Here is a 19,963-nt window from a genome sequence, read left to right on the forward strand (position 1 = left end):
CTATCCTCCTCTCCGTCATTGCGAGCGTAGCGAAGCAATCCAGAGTGTGGCCGCGGAGGGATTCTGGATTGCTTCGCTGCGCTCGCAATGACGGCGTTATGAAATCAGCGTTGCGTCAAAAAGCCCACGACCGCGTCCGTGAACGCGTGCGGCTGCTCGACATTGGAAATGTGGGCGGCGTCGATGATGGTCATGCTCGCGCCGGGAATGCTTGAGCGGATCAATTCACCCGCCGAAATCGGCGTCGCCACGTCGTGGCGGCCAGCGATCACCAGCGTCGGGCCCTTGATCTTCGGCAGCAGCGCGCGCTGGTCGAGCGTCGACAGCGCCTCGCAGCAGGCGAGATAGCCTTCGACCGGCGAGGCCAGCAGCATCGCCTTCATCCTGGCGGCGATGTCGGGCGCGCGCTCGCGGAAATCCTGGGTGAGCCAGCCGGCAATAACGGCGTCGGCGACGGCGGCGATGCCGCCCTTCTTCACGGCGTCGATGCGCTCGAGCCATTTGGTCGGCTCGGCATAGTAGCAGGAGGTGTTGGCGAGGATGAGCTTGCCGAAGCGCTCCGGCGCGTTCGCGCCCAGCCATTGCCCGACCATGCCGCCCATCGACAGGCCGCACCAGTGCACTTTCTCGATATTGAGGTCGTCGAGGATCGCGAGCACGTCGCGGCCGAAGCGCTCCATCGTATAGGGGCCGGGCGGAACGTTGGACTTGCCGTGGCCGCGGCGGTCGTAGCGGATGACGCGGAATATCTGCGTCAGCGCCTTCATCTGCGGCTCCCACATCTGCAGCGTGCAGCCGAGCGAGTTCGACAGCATCAGCGTCGGCCCGCCGTCGCGGCCCTCGACGGAGACGTTGATCAGGCAACCGTCGGCATCGATCATGGGCATGCTGGCGTCTCCGTTTTATGTCCGCTCAAGGCTGCTCTATTCGCGTTCGAGGCTGTCGAGCAGGCGGTCGATCAGGGCTTGGGAAGCGCCTTGATAGGCCATCGGCTCGAACAACGCCGTAATTTTTTCCGGCGAAAGATGCGCAGTAACCTGCGAATCGGCTGCGAGCACCTCGCGCAGATGCTTCTTCTCGGCGACCGCGCGCTTGCTCGCGGCCTCGACGAGGTGATGCGCATCGCTCTTGCCGATCGCCTCGGCCAACGCAAAGGTGACCGCTTCCGCCATGATCAGCCCGTGCGTCGCATCGAGATTGCTGCGCATGCGCGCGGCATCGACATCGAGACCCTCGGCGATGTCGACGATGGCGGCAAGCGCGCCGGAGGTGACCAGCATCAATTGCGGCAGCGTCGGCCATTCCGCGTGCCAGGGACCGGCGCTGCGTTCGTGGTCCTGCACCTGTGCGGCGAAAATCGTCGCTGCGAGCTGAGGCGCCATGGTCGCACAGCCCAGCGCACTTGCGGCTGCGACCGGGTTGCGCTTGTGCGGCATGGTCGAGGAGCCGCCGCGGCCTTCGCCGGCAGGCTCGAACGCTTCGCCGACATCGGTCTGCATCAGCAGCGAGACGTCGCGGGCGATCTTGCCGCAGCTGCCGGCGAGAATCGCAAAGCTCGACGCGGCTTCCGCGATGCGGTCGCGATGGGTGTGCCAGGGCGCTTCGGGCAGCGGCAGGTTCAGCTCCCGCGCCAGCCGTTCGGAAACCACGAGCCCCTTATCGCCAAGGGCTGCAAGCGTGCCGGCCGCGCCGCCGAATTGCAGTGCGAGGCCCTCGCGGGAGAGCCGCCTCAGGCGGCAGCGGGCGCGGGCAAGGCTTGCGGCATATTCGGCGGCCTTCAGGCCGAACGGCATCGGCAGCGCGTGCTGGAGCCAGGTCCGCGCCACCATTGCCGTGTTGCGGTGGGCTCGTGCCAGTGCAGCAAAGCCCTTGATGGCGCGGCTGAGATCGGCGTCCAACGCATCGATGCCGGCGCGAAGCGTGAGCATGGTCGCGGTGTCGATGACGTCCTGGCTCGTCGCGCCCCAATGCACGTAGCGGGCGGCCTCTGCGTCGGCCCTGCCGACATTGGCGGTCAGCGTCTTGACCAGGGGGATAGCGAGATTGCCGGATCGCGTCGCGGCCTCGGCCAGCGCAGCCATGTCAAAGGTATCGGCCTTGCACGCGGCTTCGATCGGGCCCACCGCGGACGCGGGAATCACACCGGTGGCCGCCTCGGCTCGGGCCAGGGCTGCCTCGAAATCGAGCATGTTCTGGAGGGTCGACCGGTCGTCGCAGACCGCGCGCATGGCCACGCTCGATAGCATCGGCGCGAGCAGGGGGGAGAGGGATGTGCTCATATTGTGCGGGACCTAACCACCATGGGCCGCCTGTGCCAATCCCAAACCACCGGCGCAAGCTTTTTGCAGTTGCGAATATGCATTGCCCGTGACCGAGGCCACCCTTTCTTTTGCCGCCTCCGTGCGGTACTTGAGCTGCCTTAATAGTTGCGCGATCCAAGTTCGGTATCCCGGGAGGCACCCAATGGCCATGACGATGAACGGCGAAGTCCAGCTTGCGGCGCCGCGCGAGGCCGTGTGGGCCAAGCTCAACGATGCCGAGGTGCTGAAGGCCTGCATCCCCGGCTGCGAGGAGCTGGAGAAGACCGACGATGGCGGCTTTCGTGCGACGGCGAAAATGAAGGTCGGTCCGGTGTCGGCGCGCTTCAAGGGCAAGGTCACGCTGTCCGATCTCGACCCGCCGAACGGCTACAAGATCTCCGGCGAAGGCGAGGGCGGGGTGGCCGGCTTCGCCAAGGGTGGCGCCGTGGTCAAGCTTGCGGAGAAGGACGGCGGCACGCTTTTGTCCTACGAGGTCGAGGCACAGATCGGCGGCAAGTTGGCGCAGCTCGGCCAGCGCCTGATCAACGGCGCCGCCAAGAAACTGGCCGACGAATTTTTCGCGAACTTCGCCAAGGCGGTACAGGGCTGAACGCTATCGCCTTTCGGCATAGCGCCTTGCATTCCCGGTGATGTTGCCCCGGGGCATAATGGCCCATATGATGGGTTGGAATAATTATAAGAACCGCTTCGACGGGACCCGTCGGGGCGCTGATAGAGAGTGCTTATGGCAAAAATCTCCCTCATCGTGAACGGCAATCCTGTTACGGCCAATGTCGATCCCCGCACCCTGCTGGTGCAGTTCCTGCGCGAGAATCTGCGGCTCACCGGCACCCATGTCGGCTGCGACACCTCGCAATGCGGCGCCTGCGTCGTGCATCTGGACGGCAAGGCCGTGAAGTCCTGCACCACGCTCGCCGTGATGGCCGATGGCCACGAGGTCAAGACGATCGAGGGGTTGGCCGCCGACGGCGCGCCGCTGCATCCGATGCAGGAGGCCTTCCGCGAACACCATGGCCTGCAGTGCGGCTTCTGCACGCCCGGCATGATCATGACCGCGATCGACATCGTCCATCGCAAGGGCAACGAGCTTGACGACCACACCATTCGCGAGGAGCTGGAAGGCAATCTCTGCCGCTGCACCGGCTACCAGAACATCGTCACCTCGATCTCCGCCGGCGCCAAGGCGATGGCGAAATCCGATCTCGCGTAAACCTCGCGCGCACTCTGCGATCAGGACATTCAGATGTACGACTTCAAATACCATCGCCCCGGGACCGTTCGGCAGGCCGCCAACATCCTGGTCAAGAACGAAGACGCCAAGGTGATCGCCGGCGGCCACACGTTGATTCCCGTCATGAAGCAGCGCCTCGCCAGCCCGCCGCATCTGGTCGACCTCTCCCATATCGATGGGCTCAACACCATCGAGATGAAGGGTCGCGCGCTCGTGATCGGTGCCACCGCCAGGCATGCCGAGGTCGCAAGCTCGGCCATCGTCGGCGAGGCGATCCCGGCGCTCGCGAACCTTGCCAGCCAGATCGGCGATCCCGCCGTGCGTCACAAGGGCACGATCGGCGGCTCGCTCGCCAACAACGACCCGACCGCGGACTACCCGGCTGCGGTGCTCGCGCTCGGCGCCACCATCGTCACCAACAAGCGTCGCCTCAAGGCGGAAGAGTTTTTCCAGGGCCTGTTCACGACGGCGCTCGAAGCCGACGAGATCATCACCAAGGTGATGTTCCCGCTGCCGAAGAAGGCGGCCTATATCAAATTCCGCAACCAGGCCTCGCGTTACGCGCTGGTCGGTGTGTTCGTGGCGCGGCGTCCTTCCGACGTGCGGGTGGCGGTCACCGGCGCCGGCTCCGAAGGCGTATTCCGCGTCACCGCGTTCGAGGAAGCCCTGAAGAAGCGCTTCGCCGCGAAAGCGCTTGACGGCATCGAGGTGCCGGCGGACGGCCTCAACAGCGATATCCATGGCAGCGCCGAATACCGCGCGCACCTCATCGGCGTGCTGACGCGGCGTGCCCTCGACGCCGCCAACGCCAAGGAGTGAGCGATCCTCACGCCTCGGCCCAAACTTGTCCCCGGTGAGGGCGTAGCGAGACTGGCTTTTTCATGACCTCAGCGGCCAATACGCCCGGTGCCAATACTTCAGTTGTATTGCCGGCATCGGTCGATTCGATGCTCGAACTCCTGACGTCGCGCGGCTATCTCGCCGAGCGATCGCTGGCCACGGTGACCTATCTGTCGCTGCGCATGGGCCGGCCGCTGTTTCTGGAAGGCGAGGCCGGCGTCGGCAAGACCGAGATCGCAAAAGTGCTGTCGGCGGCCCTGGGGCGGAAGCTGATCCGCCTGCAGTGTTACGAAGGCCTCGACGTCTCCTCGGCGGTCTACGAGTGGAATAGCGCCGCGCAGATGATCGCGATCCGGATGGCGGAAGCCGCCGGCGAGACCGATCGCGATCAATTGTCGTCCGACATCTTCGCCGATCGCTACATGATCAAGCGACCGCTGCTCCAGGCGCTTGAGCCTGACGTCGCCGGACCGCCGGTCCTTCTGATCGACGAGCTTGACCGCGCCGACGAGGCGTTCGAGGCGTATCTGCTCGAAATCCTCAGCGACTTCCAGGTGACGATCCCCGAATTCGGCACCGTGAAGGCGCCGAGCCCGCCGATCGTCATCATCACCTCCAACCGCACCCGCGAGATCCACGACGCGCTGAAGCGGCGCTGTCTCTATCACTGGGTCGATTATCCCGACGCCGATCGCGAGCTCGCGATCGTCAAGTCGCGCGTGCCCGGCATCTCCGCAAAATTGTCGCAGCAAGTCGTGCGTTTCGTCCAGGCGCTGCGCAATCAGGATTTCTACAAGTCGCCGGGCGTCGCCGAGACCATCGACTGGGCCACCGCGCTGTCGGAGCTCGACGCCCGCTCGCTGACCCCGCAAGTTGTCGGCGACACGCTGGGCGCGCTGCTCAAATACCAGGACGACATCACGCGGATGCAGGGCGACACCTTGCAGAAGGTACTGAAGGACGCGACGAGCGAGAATTGACGCGGGCGCGTCATAACTGAGCTCGTCATTCCGGGCCCGCGTAGCGCGAACCCGGAATCCATTGGTGCGCAGAGTGAGTAGATGAATGGATTCCGGGCTCGCGCCAAGAGGCGCGCCCCGGAATGACGGCTGAGAGTGATGAAGCATGGCCATCAACCACCTTGCGCCTGAGCAAACCGAGCAATTCGCCGATAACATCGTCGGCTTCGCCCGTGCGCTGCGTTCGACGGGCATGCCGGTCGGGCCGGGTGCGGTCATCGATGCCATAAGCGCGCTTGAGGTGATCGACATCGGCAAACGCGCCGACGTCTTCACCACCCTGGAGGCGATCTTCGTCAAGCGCCACGAGCATGCGCTGATCTTCAAGCAGGCCTTCAACCTGTTCTTCCGTGCATCGGAAGAGTGGAAGCACATGCTGGATTCGGTACCGTTGCCGGAGCAGGCCAAGAAGAAGCCGCAGGCCGGCTCCCGCCGCGTCCAGGAGGCGATGTCGCAGCCGCGCATGACGGAGACGCCGCAGCACCAGGAGCAGGATTTGCGCCTGTCGGTCTCCGACAAGGAAATCCTTCAGAAGAAGGATTTTGCGCAGATGAGCGCGGCCGAGATCACCGAAGCGCTTCGCGCCGTCGAGCGGATGCGATTGCCGCAGGCCGAGCTTCTGACGCGCCGGCACCGGCCCGATGCGCGCGGGCTTCGTCTCGATTTGCGCCGTACCTTACGCGCGTCCTTGCGCACCGGCGGCGACATCATCGACATCCATCGCCTCGGGCGGATCGAGAAACCGGCGCCGATCGTCGCGCTGCTCGACATCTCGGGTTCGATGAGCGAGTACACCTGCCTGTTCCTGCATTTCCTGCATGCCATAGGGGACGCGCGAAAACGTGTCTCGGTGTTCCTGTTCGGCACCCGCCTCACCAACGTGACCCGGGCGCTGCGCCAGCGCGATCCCGACGAGGCGCTGGCGAGCTGCTCGGCCTCGGTGGAGGACTGGGCCGGTGGCACGCGGATCTCGGCCTCCCTGCACAATTTCAACAAATTGTGGGCGCGGCGCGTGCTGAGCCAGGGCGCCATCGTGCTGCTGATCTCCGACGGGCTGGAGCGGGAAGCCGATTCCAAGCTCGCCTTCGAGATGGACCGGCTGCACCGTTCCTGCCGGCGGCTGATCTGGCTCAACCCGCTGCTGCGGTTTGGCGGCTTCGAGGCCAAGGCCCAGGGTATCAAAATGATGCTGCCGCACGTTGACGAATTCCGCCCCGTACATAATTTGAGCTCGATCCAGGAGCTGATCACCACGCTCTCCCGGCCGCTGCCGCCGCATCACCGCAGCTTGATCCGCTCCGCAGCCTGAGAGGTAGCCATGCTCGATCGCGACGAGGATATTCTGAAGGCGGCGGAGGACTGGCAGAAGGCCGGCCGGGGCGTCGCGCTCGCCACGGTGGTGGAGACCTGGGGCTCGGCACCGCGTCCGGCAGGCTCGAGCCTCGTCATCAACGACGAGGGCACGTTCCTGGGGTCCGTCTCCGGCGGCTGCGTCGAGGGCGCCGTTGTCACCGAGGCCATGGACGTGATCCAGAGCGGCAAGCCCAGGATGCTGGAGTTTGGCGTTGCCGACGAGACTGCCTGGAATGTCGGGCTGTCCTGCGGCGGTACCATCCGCGTCTTCGTCGAGAAGGTCGGCTAGCCGTGAAGCTCGCAATCCTGCACGAACTCAATGCTGAGCGCGCCGCACGCCGCCCGGTGATTCTGGTGACCGACACCGACAGCGGCGAGCAGCGCCTGGTGAAGGCCAAGGATTTTGCCAAGGATCCTTTGCGCGCCGAGCTGGACAAGCAGCTTCGCATGGGCAAGAGCGCCAGCGTCGAGGCCGGCGGCAAGAAGCTGTTCCTCAACGTCCATGCGCCGACCGCCAAGCTCGTCATCGTCGGCGCCGTCCATATCAGCCAGGCGCTGGCACCGCTGGCGCGCTCGCTCGGCTACGACGTCACCGTGGTCGATCCGCGCACGGCCTTTGCGAGCCCGGAGCGCTTCCCCGACGTTCCCTTGGTCGCGGAATGGCCCGACACGGCGCTGCCGCCGCTCAACGTCGATGCCTACACCGCTTTCGTCGCGGTGACGCACGATCCCAAGATCGATGATCCCGCGCTGCTGCACGCTTTCGAGCGCAACTGCTTCTATATCGGCGCACTCGGCTCGCGGAAGACGCACGCCAAGCGCGGCGACCGGCTGCGGGCGCAGGGCGCCAAGGAGGCTGACATCGCGCGCATCCACGCGCCGATCGGGCTTGCGATCGGTGCGGTCTCGCCGTCCGAGATCGCGGTGTCGATCATGGCCGAGATCACGGCGGTGCTTCGCCTGCCGCCCAAAGAAAAAGAAGAAGCCGCATGAAATTCGGCCCGGCCAGCCCCAGGGATGCGATCGGCGGGGTGACCGTCCACACCCTGCGTCAGGGACCGCTGGTGCTGAAGAAGGGCACGACGATCGGGCCCACCGAGGTCGAGGCGCTGGAGCGCGCCGGCATCAAGGACGTCGTGGTGGTGCGGATGGAGGCGGGCGATGTCTCCGAGGACATCGCTGCCGCCAGCATCGCGCTCGCCGTCGGTGGCGATGGCATTCATGTCGAGCGTGCCTTTACCGGTCGCGCCAATCTGTTCGCCGCGCGCCCGGGCGTGCTGGTGATCGATCGCGCCGCGGTGGACCGCATCAACAATATCGACGAGGCCATTACTTTTGCCACGCTCTCGGCCTTCAAGCCGGTGGTCGAGGGCGAGATGGTCGGCACCGTCAAGATCATCCCGTTCGGCGTCGAAGGAAACTTGCGTGATGCCGCGGTGAAGGCCGCGGGTCGCGACGTGCTGAAGATCGCGCCTTACGTCGTCAAGCGTGTCGGCGTGGTCTCGACGCTGTTGCCCGGCCTGTCCTCCAAGGTGATCGACAAGACGTTGCGCGTCACCGCCGAGCGGCTGGCGCCAGCCGGCGCCGGCATCATCGCCGAGCGGCGGGTCGCCCATGAGGAGCAGGCGCTGGCGGCTGCGATCAAGGAATTGCTGGGACTTGGCGCCGAGCTCGTGATCGTGTTCGGGGCATCGGCGATCGCCGATCGCCGCGACGTGATCCCTGCGGCCGTGACCGGAATCGGCGGCGAGATCGAGCATTTCGGCATGCCGGTCGATCCCGGCAATCTGCTGCTGATTGCCCGGGCCGGCACCGTGCCGGTGCTGGGCGCGCCCGGCTGCGCGCGCTCGCCGGTCGAGAACGGGTTCGACTGGGTGCTGATGCGGCTGCTGGCCGGCATCAAGGTGACGCGGTCCGAGCTGATGGGCATGGGTGTCGGCGGCCTCCTGATGGAGATCGTCACGCGTCCGCAGCCGCGTGCAAAACCGGAGATCGAAGGCAACAACCAGGTCGCGGTCATCGTGCTCGCAGCAGGCCGCTCGACCCGGATGGGCGGACCGAACAAGCTACTGGCCGAGCTCGACGGCAAGAAGCTGGTGCGGATTGCGACCGAGCAGGCGCTGGCCTCGAAAGCATCGGAGGTCATCGTCGTCACCGGCCATCAGACCGAGCTGATCGAGCAAGCCTTGCAAGGCCTGAAGGTGCGTTTCGTCAAAAATCCGGATTTTGCCGGCGGCATCGCAAGCTCGGTCAAGGCCGGCATCGCGGCCGTGCCCGAGACGTCCGACGGCGCTGTGGTCTGCCTCGGCGACATGCCGCTGATCGACGCCGGTCTGATCGACCGTCTCATCGACGCGTTCGCACCGGACCGCGGCAATCTCATCGTCGTGCCCGTCAGCGAAGGCCGCCGCGGCAATCCCGTGCTGTGGTCGCGCCGATTCTTCGCGGAGTTGATGACGCTCGACGGCGATGTCGGCGCGCGTCACCTGATCGCGAAGCACACCGAGGCGGTCGCCGAAGTGCCGGTCGACGGCGAGAGTGCCTTCCTCGACATCGACACGCCGCAGGCGTTGGAAGCGGCAAGACGCGGGTGAGGCTGCGGCAGGGTGGGCAAAGGCGCACGGCGCTGTGCCCACCACCTTGCTACGAGGTGATCGCGTTTGGTGGGCACGCTTCCGCCTTCGCCCTTCGAGCTACGGTGGACAAGTCGCTTTGCCCACCCGAGAGGCCGATGTCCGCGGCTCGCCTACTTCTTGGTGTTCGATAGCTTCTCGACCCCGGCCTTCAGCTCGACACCGCTCTTCGTCAACAGGGTCTTGTCGCCGCTGTTGAACGTAAACGTGTCGGCGCCCGCGCTGATGCCGTTCCACGCGACGGTTTCCCCGAGAGACAGATACCACAATCCCTGGAATCCCGTTGAATTGTTCAATTGTCCGGTCCACACGGTGGTCGATCCACAGCCGAGGAAATTCACCGAAAAGCTGATTGCCGTGCCTGTGTTGCCGTAGGCAAGCCAACCCGTCACGCCTTGCGGCTTGCCCTCGTCGCAGCTGTTCGCCGCGTTGTTGGTGTAGGTCCCCGTGATGGCGCCTGTAGTCGTGTTGAAGTTGGTGATGGCGAGGGTCGAGCCGTACTGGTTGGTCCAGGTCCAGCTCACCGTCTGCGCCTGCGAAGGTCCGATGAGACAGGCCGACGCGAGCATTCCGAAAAGCATTGCATTGATGTGGCGCATGGTCGCTTCCTCCGGCTCTCTGCTTTGAGTTTCACGACCTTAAATAACGCGATTGAAAAACACAACTATAAAGTGTAAGTTCATGTCGCCATTCCGGCGCGGCTTTTCAATCACGCGTTCACCAAGTGGAAACGACCGACGCTTAGAGTCGCCTTCACCTGCCTTGGGGGGAGGGGTTTTTCCATGGCTTCGAACGTCGTCGCGCGCCGTTGCGCGATGTTTTTCTTTGCGCTGTCCGTCTGCGTCGCGGGCGCTCGCCATATCACGGATGCGCACGCCGCCGGCGCATTTGCGGTCGGCAAGTGCGGCGCCTATGGCCAGGCCTTTGATTATGGAGCCGAGCACGAAGCGCGTGCGGCGGCGCAGAAGCAGTGCAAGGGCGATTGCACGACCGTGACGATGAAGCGCGCCTGCGCCGCGATGTCGGTCGATCTGTCCAATCCCTGCGGCGCCTATGGCTATGCCGTCAAGCCGAAGATCTCGGCCACGCTCAATGCCGCGACGCGCGAATGCTACAAATACGGCGGCAAGGAATGCGTGATCCGCGCCTGGGCCTGCGACGCTAAGGGTTGATTCCTCTTGCGGTCATTTCGATGGTGCGTAGCATCGAGTCCGGAATGACAGTTGGGGAATTCAATGCAATTCGACACCAAAATCGCCGTTGTGATCCGCACTGATCTTCAGCCCTGGCAGAAGCTCAACGTTGCCTCGTTCCTGACCAGCGGCATCGCGGCTGCGTTTCCCGACTGCATCGGCGAGCCCTATGAGGATGCGTCAGGCACGAGATATCACCCGCTGATCGGCCAGCCGATCCTGATCTATGGCGCCGACGGTCCCGCATTGACGCGCGCGCTCGATCGAGCCCTGACGCGCAGCGTCAAGCCGGCGGTCTACACTGAGGACATGTTCAAGACCACGCATGATGCCGCCAATCGCGAAGCGGTGAGGGCGGTTGCGCGGCCCGATCTCAACCTCGTCGGTCTTGCCATGCGCGCCGAGCGCAAGGTGATCGACAAGATCGTTGATGGGCTGAAGTTTCATAGTTGACGTGAACGCGCGCGGTCTTGCGCGCGCTTCCACTTGCGATGCCCTACCCCGGCGGCATGCCCGCGAACTTCGGCAGGTCCGGGTCGAGGCGATCCCAGGCATGTCCGCGCGCAGCGTAAGTCACCACTTGCGGCTCGTAGCGGGCGGGTTCGTCGAGGCTTGCGGCGCGGATGGTGAAGATGTCGGGCATGGCCGCGAACGTCAGGAAAACGGGCAAGCCGCACTGGGCGCAGAAACCGCGCGTCTTCACGTTGCCGCTGTCGCCGACCATGTCCCAATGCTTCGCCTCGCCCGTCACCGTGACGCCGGCGCGTGCGAAGGTCATGTACGAGCCGTGCCCGCTGCCGCTTTCGCGCTGGCAGTCCCGGCATTGGCAGTGATTGCTGAACAGGGGCTCACTGGCGATCGAATAGCGGATCGCGCCGCAGGCGCAGCCGCCGGTAAAGGGCTTGGTCATGCGATAACTCCTTACTTGTCTTCGCCGCTGATCTCGTCGAGCTGGCGGACGACCTTCTTCCAGCCGCCGCTCATGCCCGTGTAGGCCGACTCGTTCCTGGGTATGACGAAGCCCGCATGAACCAGACGGATCCGCGTGCCGGCCTCGACCGGGGTGAGGGACCACGTCACGACAGTGTCGAGCGGCGCGCCGTAGCCGGTGTTGCGCTCATCGCCGCCCTTCCAGGCGTAGACGAGGCGCCGGTTCGGCGTGACTTCAAGGACGCGACAATGGATGACGCCATCCCAGGCGCCGCCCGGCGTGGTCTGGTAGGTGAAAGTGTTGCCTTCGACGGCCTCGAAACCGGTCGGCGGCATCAGCCAGCGCGCGATGAGCTGGGCGCTGGTCAGCGCCTTCCAGATCGTCTCCGGCGCGTGAGGGAGCACCTCGTCGAGGACGATGTCTTTTGTCTCGGCTTTCAATTCAAGAGCACTCACGGATCGATCTCCTTCAAGAGGTCACGCAGGTTCTGGAAGCGCTCGCGCCAGAACACGCCGTAATGGTCCATCCAGGAGACCAACGGTTCGAGTCCTTGCGGCGCGGCGCGGTAATAGACGTTGCGGCCCTCGGCACGCTCGGCGACGAGGCCGGCCTGCTTGAGGGACTTCAAATGTTGCGAGATCGCGCCTTGCGTCACGCCACTTCCGCGCGTGAGCTCGGCGACGCTGATCTCCTTGCTCTCGAAGACGCGCTCGAACACGGCGCGGCGTGTCGGATCGGCGAGGGCGCGCATCACTGTGGTGACGGGATTTGGGGCGGCTTCAATCATGGGAATTAGATTAGTGTACGCTAATGAATTAGTCAAGACTAATTTATTGGCTTGGTTGGGTCTGGAGTCCTGTCTTGACTATGACTGACCGGTCAGTCATCTTGTCAAGATGACCAGGAAGCCGACCAAACCCGCCGCCCCGTCCACAGATCGCGCCAACGCGAAGGCCTCTGCAAGCGCTGGCAACGACGCGGCGCCCGCGCCGAGCCGCGCCACGCGCGCGGCGGAGCGGCGCGCGGCGATCGTGGATGCCGCGATGGAGGAATTCATCGCCCGCGGCTTTGCCGCCACGCGGCTCGACGACATCGCGAAGCGCGCGGGTGTCGCCAAGGGCACCATCTACCTGCACTTCAAGGACAAGGAATCGATGTTCGAGGAGCTGGTGCGGACCGTGATCGTGCCTGTTGTGACGCGGTTGACGGCATTGCCGCCGCCGGCGGGCTCGGTGCGTGATCTCGTCGAGACGTTTGCCAGCAACTTCCTCAAGGAGGTGATCGGCACCAGACGCGGTGATCTCGTGCGCCTGATCGTGGCCGAGGGACCGCGCTTTCCGTCCGTGGCCGACTTCTACTACCGCGAGGTCGTCTCGCGCGGGATGGCCGCCATGCGCGCCCTGATCGAGCTCGGCATTGCGCGCGGCGAGATCCGCCAGAAGAACCTGGCGCATTACCCGCAGATCCTGGTCGCACCCGCGATGATCGCGGTGATCTGGCAGAGCCTGTTTGCGCGGCACGCGCCGCTCGACGCGCAGGACATGCTGCGCGTTCATCTCGATTTGATTTTTGGCGAACGGAGGACGACATGAGGTCGTCACGAACCATCTCTCACCTCATCCTGAGGAGCGCGGAACGCGCGTCTCGAAGGATGCAGGCCCAGCTGTGGCTCCTCGCCCTTCGAGACGCCGCTTCGCGGCTCCTCAGGGTGAGGGTTCGACAGAACCGCCTGCCGCGCCTCTGTGCGATCGCGGTTGTCGTCCTTGCGACCGGTCTTGCTGGCTGCAAGGACAAGCGCGAGCCCGGCTTCCAGGGCTGGGTCGAGGCTGACATGATCTTCGTCAGCCCGGACGAGGCGGGCCGCGTGACGAAGCTGAACATCCGCGAGGGCGATGAGGTCAAGGTCGGCGATCACCTCTATTCCGTCGACGACGATCTCCAGCTTGCCGATCTCAACCAGAACAAGGCGACGCTTGCCAACGCGCAGCAGACCTATGACCGCGCGGCCTCGCTGAGCAAGACCGGCTCGGGCACGCAGGCCAATCTCGACTCGGCCGTCTCTGCCTTGCGCGTCGCCGAGGCGCGGGTCGCGACCTCGGAGACTCGGATGGCGCGGCGCAAGGGCTTTGCGCCCGTGGCCGGTACCATCCAGCAGATCTATTTTCGCGAGGGCGAGATGGTGGCAGCGCAGCGGCCCGTGCTCTCGATCATGCCTCCCGGCAATATGAAGCTGCGTTTCTTCGTGCCGGAGACCGAGCTGCCGAAGCTTGCGATCGGCGACACGGTGCGGATCGCGTGCGACAATTGCGCCGCCGATCTTACGGCAAAGATCTATTTCATCGCGACTTCGGCCGAATACACCCCGCCTGTCATCTACAGCCTCGAGGAGCGCAACAAGCTCGTCTACCTGATCCAGGCGCGGCCGTCGCGCCCCGATGCGCTGCGTGTCGGACAACCCATCGACGTCCATCTCAATCCAAAAACTCCCGTGGCGGACAAGCGATGAACGGCGGCAATGGCATTGCGATCGACGTCAAGGGCCTGACAAAATCGTTCGGCGGCCGCGAGGTCGTGCACGATTTGTCGATGCAGGTGAAGCGGGGGTCGATCTACGGCTTCCTCGGCCCCAACGGCTCGGGCAAGACGACGACCATCCGCATCCTCTGCGGCCTGCTCACGCCCGACAGCGGTGAGGGCACCTGCCTCGGCTACGACATCCTGAAGGACGCCGAAAAGATCAAGCGCCAGGTCGGTTACATGACCCAGCGCTTCAGCCTCTATCAGGATCTCTCAGTCCGCGAAAACCTCGAATTCGTCGCGCGCCTATACGGCCTTCGCGATGCACGCGGCGCCGCGCGCGACATGATCAAGCGGCTGGGGCTCTCGGGCCGCGAGGAGCAGCTTGCGGGCGAGCTCTCCGGCGGCTGGAAGCAGCGGTTGGCGCTAGGTGCCTGCACATTGCCCAGTCCTAAACTGCTGCTGTTGGACGAGCCGACCGCCGGCGTCGACCCGAAGGCGCGGCGCGATTTCTGGAACGAGATTCATGCACTCGCGGCCGACGGTCTCACCGTGCTGGTCTCGACACACTACATGGACGAGGCCGAGCGCTGTCACGAGATCGCCTACATCGCCTATGGCCATCTGCTCGTGCACGGCACCGTGGACGAGGTGATCGCGAAATCCGCGCTGACGACCTACACCGTGACGGGCGAGGACCTGAACGAGCTCACCGCTGCGCTCACCGGCAAGCCGGGAATTGACATGGTGGCGCCGTTCGGCACGTCGCTGCACGTCTCCGGCCGCGGCGTCGCCGCGCTCGAGGCCAGCATCGCGCCGTGGCGCGAGAAAAGCGGGCTGCACTGGCATCAATCATCGCCGTCACTGGAAGACGTGTTCATCGAATTGATGGGCCGTTCCAAGGACAATTTCCAATGACGGCCGTCGATCGTCCCGAGCCCCAGCACGCGATCCGGGAGCGCTTCGGCTTCTGGAGGCGCTCCTATGCGATGCTGATCAAGGAGTTCATCCAGCTCAGGCGCGACCGGGTGTCGTTTGCGATGATCGTAATGCTGCCGGTGATGCAGCTGCTCTTGTTCGGCTATGCCATCAACACCACGCCGCACAATCTGCCGAGCGCGGTGCTGCTCCAGGAGGACTCCGATCTCGCCCGCTCGATCCTGAAGGCGCTGGAGAACACCGCCTATTTTCGTTTTATCTACGAAGTGCACGACGTCGACGATTTCGACAATCTCCTGAAATCCGGCAAGGTTCTGTTCGGCGTCGAGATCCCGCGCGGCTTCGAGCGGGCAGTGCGGCGCGGCGATAAGCCGGCGCTGCTGGTCGCGGCCGACGCCACCGATCCAGTGGCGGCGAGCGCGGCGATCGGCTCGCTCGGCATGGTCGTGCAGACCGCGCTCAAGCACGATCTCTACATCGGAGATCCTCCGGAGATGCCGTTCGAGATCCGCGCGCACGCCCGCTACAACCCCGCCGCCGCGTCGAGCCTCAACATCGTGCCGGGCCTCGTCGGCACCATCCTGACCATGACCATGCTGATCTTCACCGCGCTCTCGGTCACGCGCGAGGTCGAGCGCGGCACGATGGAGAGCCTGCTGTCGATGCCGATCAGGCCGGTCGAGGTGATGTTCGGCAAGATCATCCCTTACGTGCTGGTCGGGTTCGTGCAGGCGTTTCTCATCATCGGCATCGGGGTCGGCCTGTTCGGCGTGCCGGTGCTCGGCAATCTGTTCCTGCTGGCGCTGCTCTCGACGCTGTTCATCACGACCAATTTGGCGATCGGGTACACGATCTCGACGCTGGTGCAGAACCAGCTCCAGGCGATGCAGATGTCGATGATGTTCTTCCTGCCGAGCATCTTGCTGTCCGGCTTCATGTTCCCGTTTGCCGGGATGCCGGCCTGGGCGCAATATGTCGGCGAGTGCCTGCCGTTGACGCATTATCTGCGCATCGTCCGCGCCATCATGCTGAAGGGCGCGAGCATGCAAAATTTGCGTTTCGACGCGTTGGCGCTGGCGGTCCTGATGCTACTCGCCATGACCATCGCCGTGACGCGCTTCCGCCGCACGCTGGATTGAGGCAAGATGCCCCTGGAATCAAGGGGGCGGAATGGTCAGTTTTGCGAGCAGGAAGGCCCGGCAGCATGCCGTGATGTCCGAAGACTTCGAGCGCGAGCTGACGCGCGAAGTGCTGCGCACCGAGCTCGTGCGGGTGAGGACGCTGATCACGACCGGCTGCGTCATCGTCGTGTTCCTCACCGCGATCTATCTCGTCGATTCTTCCGTGGTGCAGCGGGTCTGGCGGGGCACGGAGGGGCTTGCCGAGGTCTATGGTCTTCTGACCGGCTTCATCCTGTTCGAAGTCTGGGTCCACAGCCAGATCAGGCGAAACCTCAAGCTCGACCGCGATCTGCCGGTGATCCGGCGCTATATCGGGGCGCTGATCGAGACCTCGTTGCCAACCGTCATCCTGATCCTGCAGATCCGCAGCATGGGCGCGAGCCAGGCGCTCGGCTTCGTCGTGCCGCTGATCTATTTCATTTTCGTCATCCTCTCGACCCTGCGGCTCGACTTCTGGCTGTCCACCTTCACCGGCTTCGTCGCAGCGGGTGAGTTGCTCATTGTGGCGCTGATCTTCGATCCCGCCAGCGGGAGCGGCGAGCCGCAGATCTATTTCCACGCGGTGCGAAGCACCATCATCCTGATCTGCGGCGTGCTTGCAGGCGCGGTCGGTGCGCAGCTCCGCCGCCAGTTCGCCGCAAGCATTGCCGCAGCGACCGCGCGCGACCGGGTGACCAACCTGTTCGGCCAGCACGTTTCGCCGCAGGTGGTGGAGCGGCTGATGGCGGCAGGGACGAGCGCCGCCGGCGACCTCCGCCGCGTTGCCGTGATGTTCGTCGATTTTCGCGGCTTCACCGCGGGCGCGCAGTCGCGCACTCCGCAGGAGGTGGTCGACCGGCTCGACGGCGCCTTCGCCGTCCTGGTCGACATTCTCGACCGCGAGGGCGGCATCGTGAACAAGTTTCTGGGCGACGGCTTTCTCGCCTTGTTCGGCGCGCCGCTCGAGACCTCCGACGCCGCGCATCGCGCGGTCGCCGCCGGCCGCGAGATGCTGACCGCGATGGAGCGCATCAACGCGCAGACGAGCTGGCCGCTCAGAATCGGCATCGGCATCCATTTCGGCGAGGTCGTCGCCGGCAATATCGGCTCGCCCCGGCGCAAGGAATACACCGTCATCGGCGACACCGTGAACTTCGCCTCCCGCCTCGAAGCGCTGAACAAGGAGTTCGGCTCGCAGCTCCTGATCTCGGCGGCCGTTCGCGAGGCGCTGGGCGAGGACGGCAGCGATGCCGTCGCGCTCGGCGAGGTCGAGGTGCGCGGCTATGAGCAGAAGGTGGCGGTGTTTCAACTGGGGTGAGGGCCGCCTCCTGCGCCTTCAAATGTGAGTCGCGGTTCGTTGAAGCGGGTGGCGTTTCGTTGAAGGCGCGTGATGAAATATCTCCGCTCGCTTTCGGGTCTTGCATTGTGGAAGCCGCTTCTCGGCTTCCGACGCGTCACCGCGATTGCTCCGATTGCACTCAATTTTGGGGCATGACGGACGATATCGCCGGCTTGTAGAGTGCCGGCGACGCGGCCGATTGCGGCTGCGATTGCGTAAGGGAAATGAAGATGCAGCGCCGCTACATCACCGTCGACGTGTTCACCGACCGCGCCTTCGGCGGCAACCAGCTCGCCGTGGTGCTTGATGCCGGCGGGTTGTCGACCACGCAAATGCAGTCGATCGCGACCGAGTTCAACTATTCCGAGACGACCTTCGTGCTGCCGCCGCGTGACAGGGCGAATGATGCCGAGGTGCGCATCTTCACGCCGGTCAGGGAGCTTCCTTTCGCTGGCCATCCCAATGTCGGAACCGCCTTCGTGCTGGCCTCGATCGCGAAGGAGCCGAAACCGCGTCTGCGGTTCGAAGAGAAGGCGGGGCTGGTGCCGGTCGATATTGTGCGAGAGCAGGGCCGTGTGATCAGCACCGAGCTCACCGCGCCGCAGCCTCTGACCCGCCTGTCGCAGTTGTCTGCCGCTGATGCCGCGAGCTGCATCTCACTCAGTGCAGACGACATTAGGGTCGACCGTCACGCTCCACAGGTCGTCAGCGTTGGAACGCCGTTTCTGGTGATTGAGGTGCACTCGCGCGATGCGCTCAAACGGGCGAGGTCCGACGCGGCGGCCTTCGGCAAGGTATTTCCGTGCGACGGCGCGTTCGCGGCGTGGTTCTATACGCGCGATGTGCCCACGGCGGAGGCGCCTTGCGAGCGGCAGGCGCGGATGTTCATGCGCGGCGCCAGCGGCCTCGCCGAAGACCCCGCCACCGGCAGCGCAACGGTCGCGGCCGCCGCGCTGTTCGCCGATCTCGATCCTATCCGCGACGGCGAGATGAAGCTCACGGTCGGCCAGGGTTTTGACATGGGCCGGCCCAGTATCCTCCAGACGCGCGTGCGCAAGCAGGACCGCAAGATCGTCTCGGCCCATGTCGGCGGGCAATGCGTGCAGATGATGGAAGGGACGTTTAAGCTGGCGGGAGAAGGGTAGCTCTCTATTCCCGGCTAGGACGGAGAGAGTCGTTCAGGCCTGCCGTCCCGCCAGATTCTTCACTGCCACCCCATCGCGCTCCTCGATGATCTCAGCGATCATCTGGCGGTGGCAGTGGGTGTGATCGCGCTCGTAGCAAAGCAGACAGACGGGACCTGCTTTCTTCACCAGCGCCGAGAGCTCGTCCATCTGCTCCCTGGCCTCCGGCGTCTTCAGGTGCTTTGAGAAAACCTTCTCCAGCACATCGTATTGCCCGCTGCGGGCGGCGAGGCGGCCTTCCTTGGGCGTGCCGAGCGCTGCCAGATGGACATAGGCGATGCCGCGTTCATCGAGGCCTGCGGCGAGCTGCTTCTTGGAAAAGCCGGGCCGGCGCGATGAGGTCACCGCGCGTACGTCGACGACGAGCTTGACGCCGGATTGCTCCAACTCGTCGAGCACTGCCTTGGGCGGCGTCTGCTCATAGCCGATGGTGAAGAGCTTTTTGGCCTTTGCCATGAGACACCTTTAGTGAAATACCTCAGCTCACCCGCGCGATCAGTTCCATGGCGCCGGCCGGCGCGCGCACCTTGCCCTCGTGAATGACATAGGCGAACACGTCGCGCGGCTCCTTCTTCGGCTTGGCCTTGTCGACCTTCGGCAGGTCGTCGGGTTCGCTTCCCTCGGCCCAGTCCTGAAAGCGCTTGGCCCAGGCATCGAGCTGCTTCGGCGGATAGCAGGTCTTGATCTCGTCATTGCCCTTCTGCAGCCGAGCATAGACGAAATCGCCGGCGACGTCGGCGATCGCGGGATATTTGCCGTGCTCGGCGAACACGACGGGCGTCTCGAATTCGCGGATCAGCGCGACGAAGTCCGGCGTGCAGAAACTGTCGTGACGGACCTCGACGACATGGCGCAGCGCGCGTCCCTCGATCTTGCGCGGCAACAGCTCGAGGAATTTGCCGAAATCGGCGCCGTCGAATTTTTTGGTCGGCGCGAACTGCCACAGCACCGGCCCAAGATGATCGCCGAGTTCCAGCACGCCGGAATCATAGAAACGTTTGATCGAATCCCCGGCTTCGGCCAGCACGCGCCGATTGGTGGCGAAGCGCGGTCCCTTGACCGAGAACACGAAACCATCAGGCACCTCGCTCGCCCATTTGCGAAAGCTCTCCGGTTTCTGCGAGCCGTAATAGGTGCCGTTGATCTCGATCGAGGTCAGCTTCGAGGCGGCGTAGGATAGCTCCTTGGCCTGCGTGAGCTTCTCCGGATAGAACACGCCGCGCCAGGGCTCGAAAGTCCAGCCGCCGATGCCGATGAAGATGTTGCCGGATTTTTTAGACGCGGTTTTTGCTTTGGCCACGGG

General features: G+C 64.5%; 24 protein-coding genes. 16 read left to right on the top strand and 8 right to left on the bottom strand.

All coding sequences use genetic code 11. From position 1 onward, the window contains the following. Positions 1-104: 104 nt before the first annotated feature. Positions 105-887 carry a 3-oxoadipate enol-lactonase gene (gene pcaD / locus AC0L3J_RS16960; protein ID WP_473347770.1) on the bottom strand — a complete coding sequence of 261 codons (783 nt, stop codon included), beginning with the start codon at positions 885-887 and terminating at the stop codon, positions 105-107. Positions 888-923: 36 nt separating this feature from the next. Further along, the gene (locus tag AC0L3J_RS16965) at positions 924-2,279 is read right to left on the bottom strand and encodes a 3-carboxy-cis,cis-muconate cycloisomerase (protein ID WP_473347772.1); all 1,356 of its coding nucleotides are present in this window, start codon (positions 2,277-2,279) and stop codon (positions 924-926) included. A 184-nt stretch (positions 2,280-2,463) separates the two neighbouring features. Here AC0L3J_RS16965 and AC0L3J_RS16970 point away from each other — a divergent pair, with 184 nt between their 5' ends. The 8 genes from AC0L3J_RS16970 to AC0L3J_RS17005 all read left to right on the top strand — a co-directional run bounded on the left by AC0L3J_RS16970 (position 2,464) and on the right by AC0L3J_RS17005 (position 9,358). Next, on the top strand, positions 2,464-2,910 hold the full coding sequence (locus AC0L3J_RS16970) for an SRPBCC family protein (RefSeq protein WP_018455582.1): 447 nt from the start codon (positions 2,464-2,466) through the stop codon (positions 2,908-2,910). Positions 2,911-3,045: 135 nt separating this feature from the next. Further along, entirely contained in the window at positions 3,046-3,531 is a 486-nt protein-coding gene (locus AC0L3J_RS16975; RefSeq protein ID WP_007602418.1) for a (2Fe-2S)-binding protein, read from the top strand. A gap of 33 nt (positions 3,532-3,564) precedes the next feature. Further along, a complete protein-coding gene (locus AC0L3J_RS16980; RefSeq protein WP_027567711.1) occupies positions 3,565-4,371 on the top strand; it encodes an FAD binding domain-containing protein in 807 nt (268 codons plus the stop codon). Between the two features lie 62 nt (positions 4,372-4,433). After that, positions 4,434-5,372, top strand: coding sequence for an AAA family ATPase (locus AC0L3J_RS16985; protein ID WP_473347773.1), 939 nt, complete (start codon positions 4,434-4,436; stop codon positions 5,370-5,372). A 145-nt stretch (positions 5,373-5,517) separates the two neighbouring features. Further along, positions 5,518-6,720 carry a vWA domain-containing protein gene (locus AC0L3J_RS16990; RefSeq protein ID WP_473347775.1) on the top strand — a complete coding sequence of 401 codons (1,203 nt, stop codon included), beginning with the start codon at positions 5,518-5,520 and terminating at the stop codon, positions 6,718-6,720. Positions 6,721-6,729: 9 nt separating this feature from the next. Then, positions 6,730-7,053: an XdhC family protein gene (locus tag AC0L3J_RS16995; protein WP_007602422.1), complete on the top strand. Its 324-nt coding sequence runs from the start codon at positions 6,730-6,732 to the stop codon at positions 7,051-7,053. Positions 7,054-7,055: 2 nt separating this feature from the next. Beyond that, positions 7,056-7,757, top strand: coding sequence for an XdhC family protein (locus tag AC0L3J_RS17000; protein WP_473347777.1), 702 nt, complete (start codon positions 7,056-7,058; stop codon positions 7,755-7,757). After that, positions 7,754-9,358 carry an NTP transferase domain-containing protein gene (locus AC0L3J_RS17005; protein ID WP_473347778.1) on the top strand — a complete coding sequence of 535 codons (1,605 nt, stop codon included), beginning with the start codon at positions 7,754-7,756 and terminating at the stop codon, positions 9,356-9,358. Before AC0L3J_RS17000 ends, AC0L3J_RS17005 begins: the two co-directional genes overlap by 4 nt. Before the next feature lie 152 nt (positions 9,359-9,510). Here the strand turns inward: AC0L3J_RS17005 and AC0L3J_RS17010 are convergent, their stop codons facing one another. Then, complete coding sequence (locus AC0L3J_RS17010; protein ID WP_473347779.1) at positions 9,511-9,996, bottom strand: avidin/streptavidin family protein; 486 nt, start codon at positions 9,994-9,996, stop codon at positions 9,511-9,513. A 183-nt stretch (positions 9,997-10,179) separates the two neighbouring features. Here AC0L3J_RS17010 and AC0L3J_RS17015 point away from each other — a divergent pair, with 183 nt between their 5' ends. Both AC0L3J_RS17015 and AC0L3J_RS17020 read left to right on the top strand, forming a co-directional pair. Continuing rightward, positions 10,180-10,569 carry a DUF4189 domain-containing protein gene (locus tag AC0L3J_RS17015; protein ID WP_007611990.1) on the top strand — a complete coding sequence of 130 codons (390 nt, stop codon included), beginning with the start codon at positions 10,180-10,182 and terminating at the stop codon, positions 10,567-10,569. Positions 10,570-10,632: 63 nt separating this feature from the next. Continuing rightward, on the top strand, positions 10,633-11,043 hold the full coding sequence (locus AC0L3J_RS17020; RefSeq protein ID WP_473347781.1) for a DUF2000 family protein: 411 nt from the start codon (positions 10,633-10,635) through the stop codon (positions 11,041-11,043). A gap of 43 nt (positions 11,044-11,086) precedes the next feature. Here the strand turns inward: AC0L3J_RS17020 and AC0L3J_RS17025 are convergent, their stop codons facing one another. The 3 genes from AC0L3J_RS17025 to AC0L3J_RS17035 are packed head-to-tail and all read right to left on the bottom strand — an operon-like array spanning position 11,087 to position 12,308. Continuing rightward, positions 11,087-11,500: a GFA family protein gene (locus tag AC0L3J_RS17025; protein WP_473347782.1), complete on the bottom strand. Its 414-nt coding sequence runs from the start codon at positions 11,498-11,500 to the stop codon at positions 11,087-11,089. An 11-nt stretch (positions 11,501-11,511) separates the two neighbouring features. Continuing rightward, positions 11,512-11,976: an SRPBCC family protein gene (locus tag AC0L3J_RS17030; protein ID WP_473347784.1), complete on the bottom strand. Its 465-nt coding sequence runs from the start codon at positions 11,974-11,976 to the stop codon at positions 11,512-11,514. Further along, positions 11,973-12,308 (bottom strand): ArsR/SmtB family transcription factor, encoded by a 336-nt coding sequence (locus AC0L3J_RS17035; RefSeq protein WP_007611986.1) that lies wholly within the window; start codon positions 12,306-12,308, stop codon positions 11,973-11,975. The genes AC0L3J_RS17030 and AC0L3J_RS17035 overlap by 4 nt, the downstream gene beginning before the upstream one ends. A gap of 109 nt (positions 12,309-12,417) precedes the next feature. Between AC0L3J_RS17035 and AC0L3J_RS17040 the strand changes: the two genes are divergently transcribed. The 6 genes from AC0L3J_RS17040 (at position 12,418) to AC0L3J_RS17065 (ending at position 18,621) form a co-directional block, all read left to right on the top strand. Continuing rightward, positions 12,418-13,113: a TetR/AcrR family transcriptional regulator gene (locus tag AC0L3J_RS17040; protein WP_473347785.1), complete on the top strand. Its 696-nt coding sequence runs from the start codon at positions 12,418-12,420 to the stop codon at positions 13,111-13,113. Next, entirely contained in the window at positions 13,110-14,027 is a 918-nt protein-coding gene (locus AC0L3J_RS17045; RefSeq protein WP_473347787.1) for an HlyD family secretion protein, read from the top strand. The genes AC0L3J_RS17040 and AC0L3J_RS17045 overlap by 4 nt, the downstream gene beginning before the upstream one ends. Continuing rightward, positions 14,024-14,956, top strand: coding sequence for an ABC transporter ATP-binding protein (locus AC0L3J_RS17050; protein WP_473347788.1), 933 nt, complete (start codon positions 14,024-14,026; stop codon positions 14,954-14,956). Before AC0L3J_RS17045 ends, AC0L3J_RS17050 begins: the two co-directional genes overlap by 4 nt. Next, complete coding sequence (locus AC0L3J_RS17055; protein ID WP_473347789.1) at positions 14,953-16,116, top strand: ABC transporter permease; 1,164 nt, start codon at positions 14,953-14,955, stop codon at positions 16,114-16,116. Before AC0L3J_RS17050 ends, AC0L3J_RS17055 begins: the two co-directional genes overlap by 4 nt. Before the next feature lie 31 nt (positions 16,117-16,147). Beyond that, complete coding sequence (locus tag AC0L3J_RS17060; protein ID WP_473347791.1) at positions 16,148-17,455, top strand: adenylate/guanylate cyclase domain-containing protein; 1,308 nt, start codon at positions 16,148-16,150, stop codon at positions 17,453-17,455. Positions 17,456-17,706: 251 nt separating this feature from the next. Continuing rightward, a complete protein-coding gene (locus tag AC0L3J_RS17065; RefSeq protein ID WP_473347792.1) occupies positions 17,707-18,621 on the top strand; it encodes a PhzF family phenazine biosynthesis protein in 915 nt (304 codons plus the stop codon). Positions 18,622-18,654: 33 nt separating this feature from the next. On the opposite strand, the gene AC0L3J_RS17070 is transcribed toward AC0L3J_RS17065, so the two are convergent. Further along, entirely contained in the window at positions 18,655-19,116 is a 462-nt protein-coding gene (locus tag AC0L3J_RS17070) for a DUF488 domain-containing protein (protein WP_027567725.1), read from the bottom strand. Positions 19,117-19,138: 22 nt separating this feature from the next. Next, complete coding sequence (locus tag AC0L3J_RS17075) at positions 19,139-19,960, bottom strand: DUF72 domain-containing protein (RefSeq protein ID WP_473287723.1); 822 nt, start codon at positions 19,958-19,960, stop codon at positions 19,139-19,141. Positions 19,961-19,963 lie beyond the last annotated feature (3 nt).

It is taken from the genome of Bradyrhizobium sp. Kon37, from assembly GCF_055807535.1.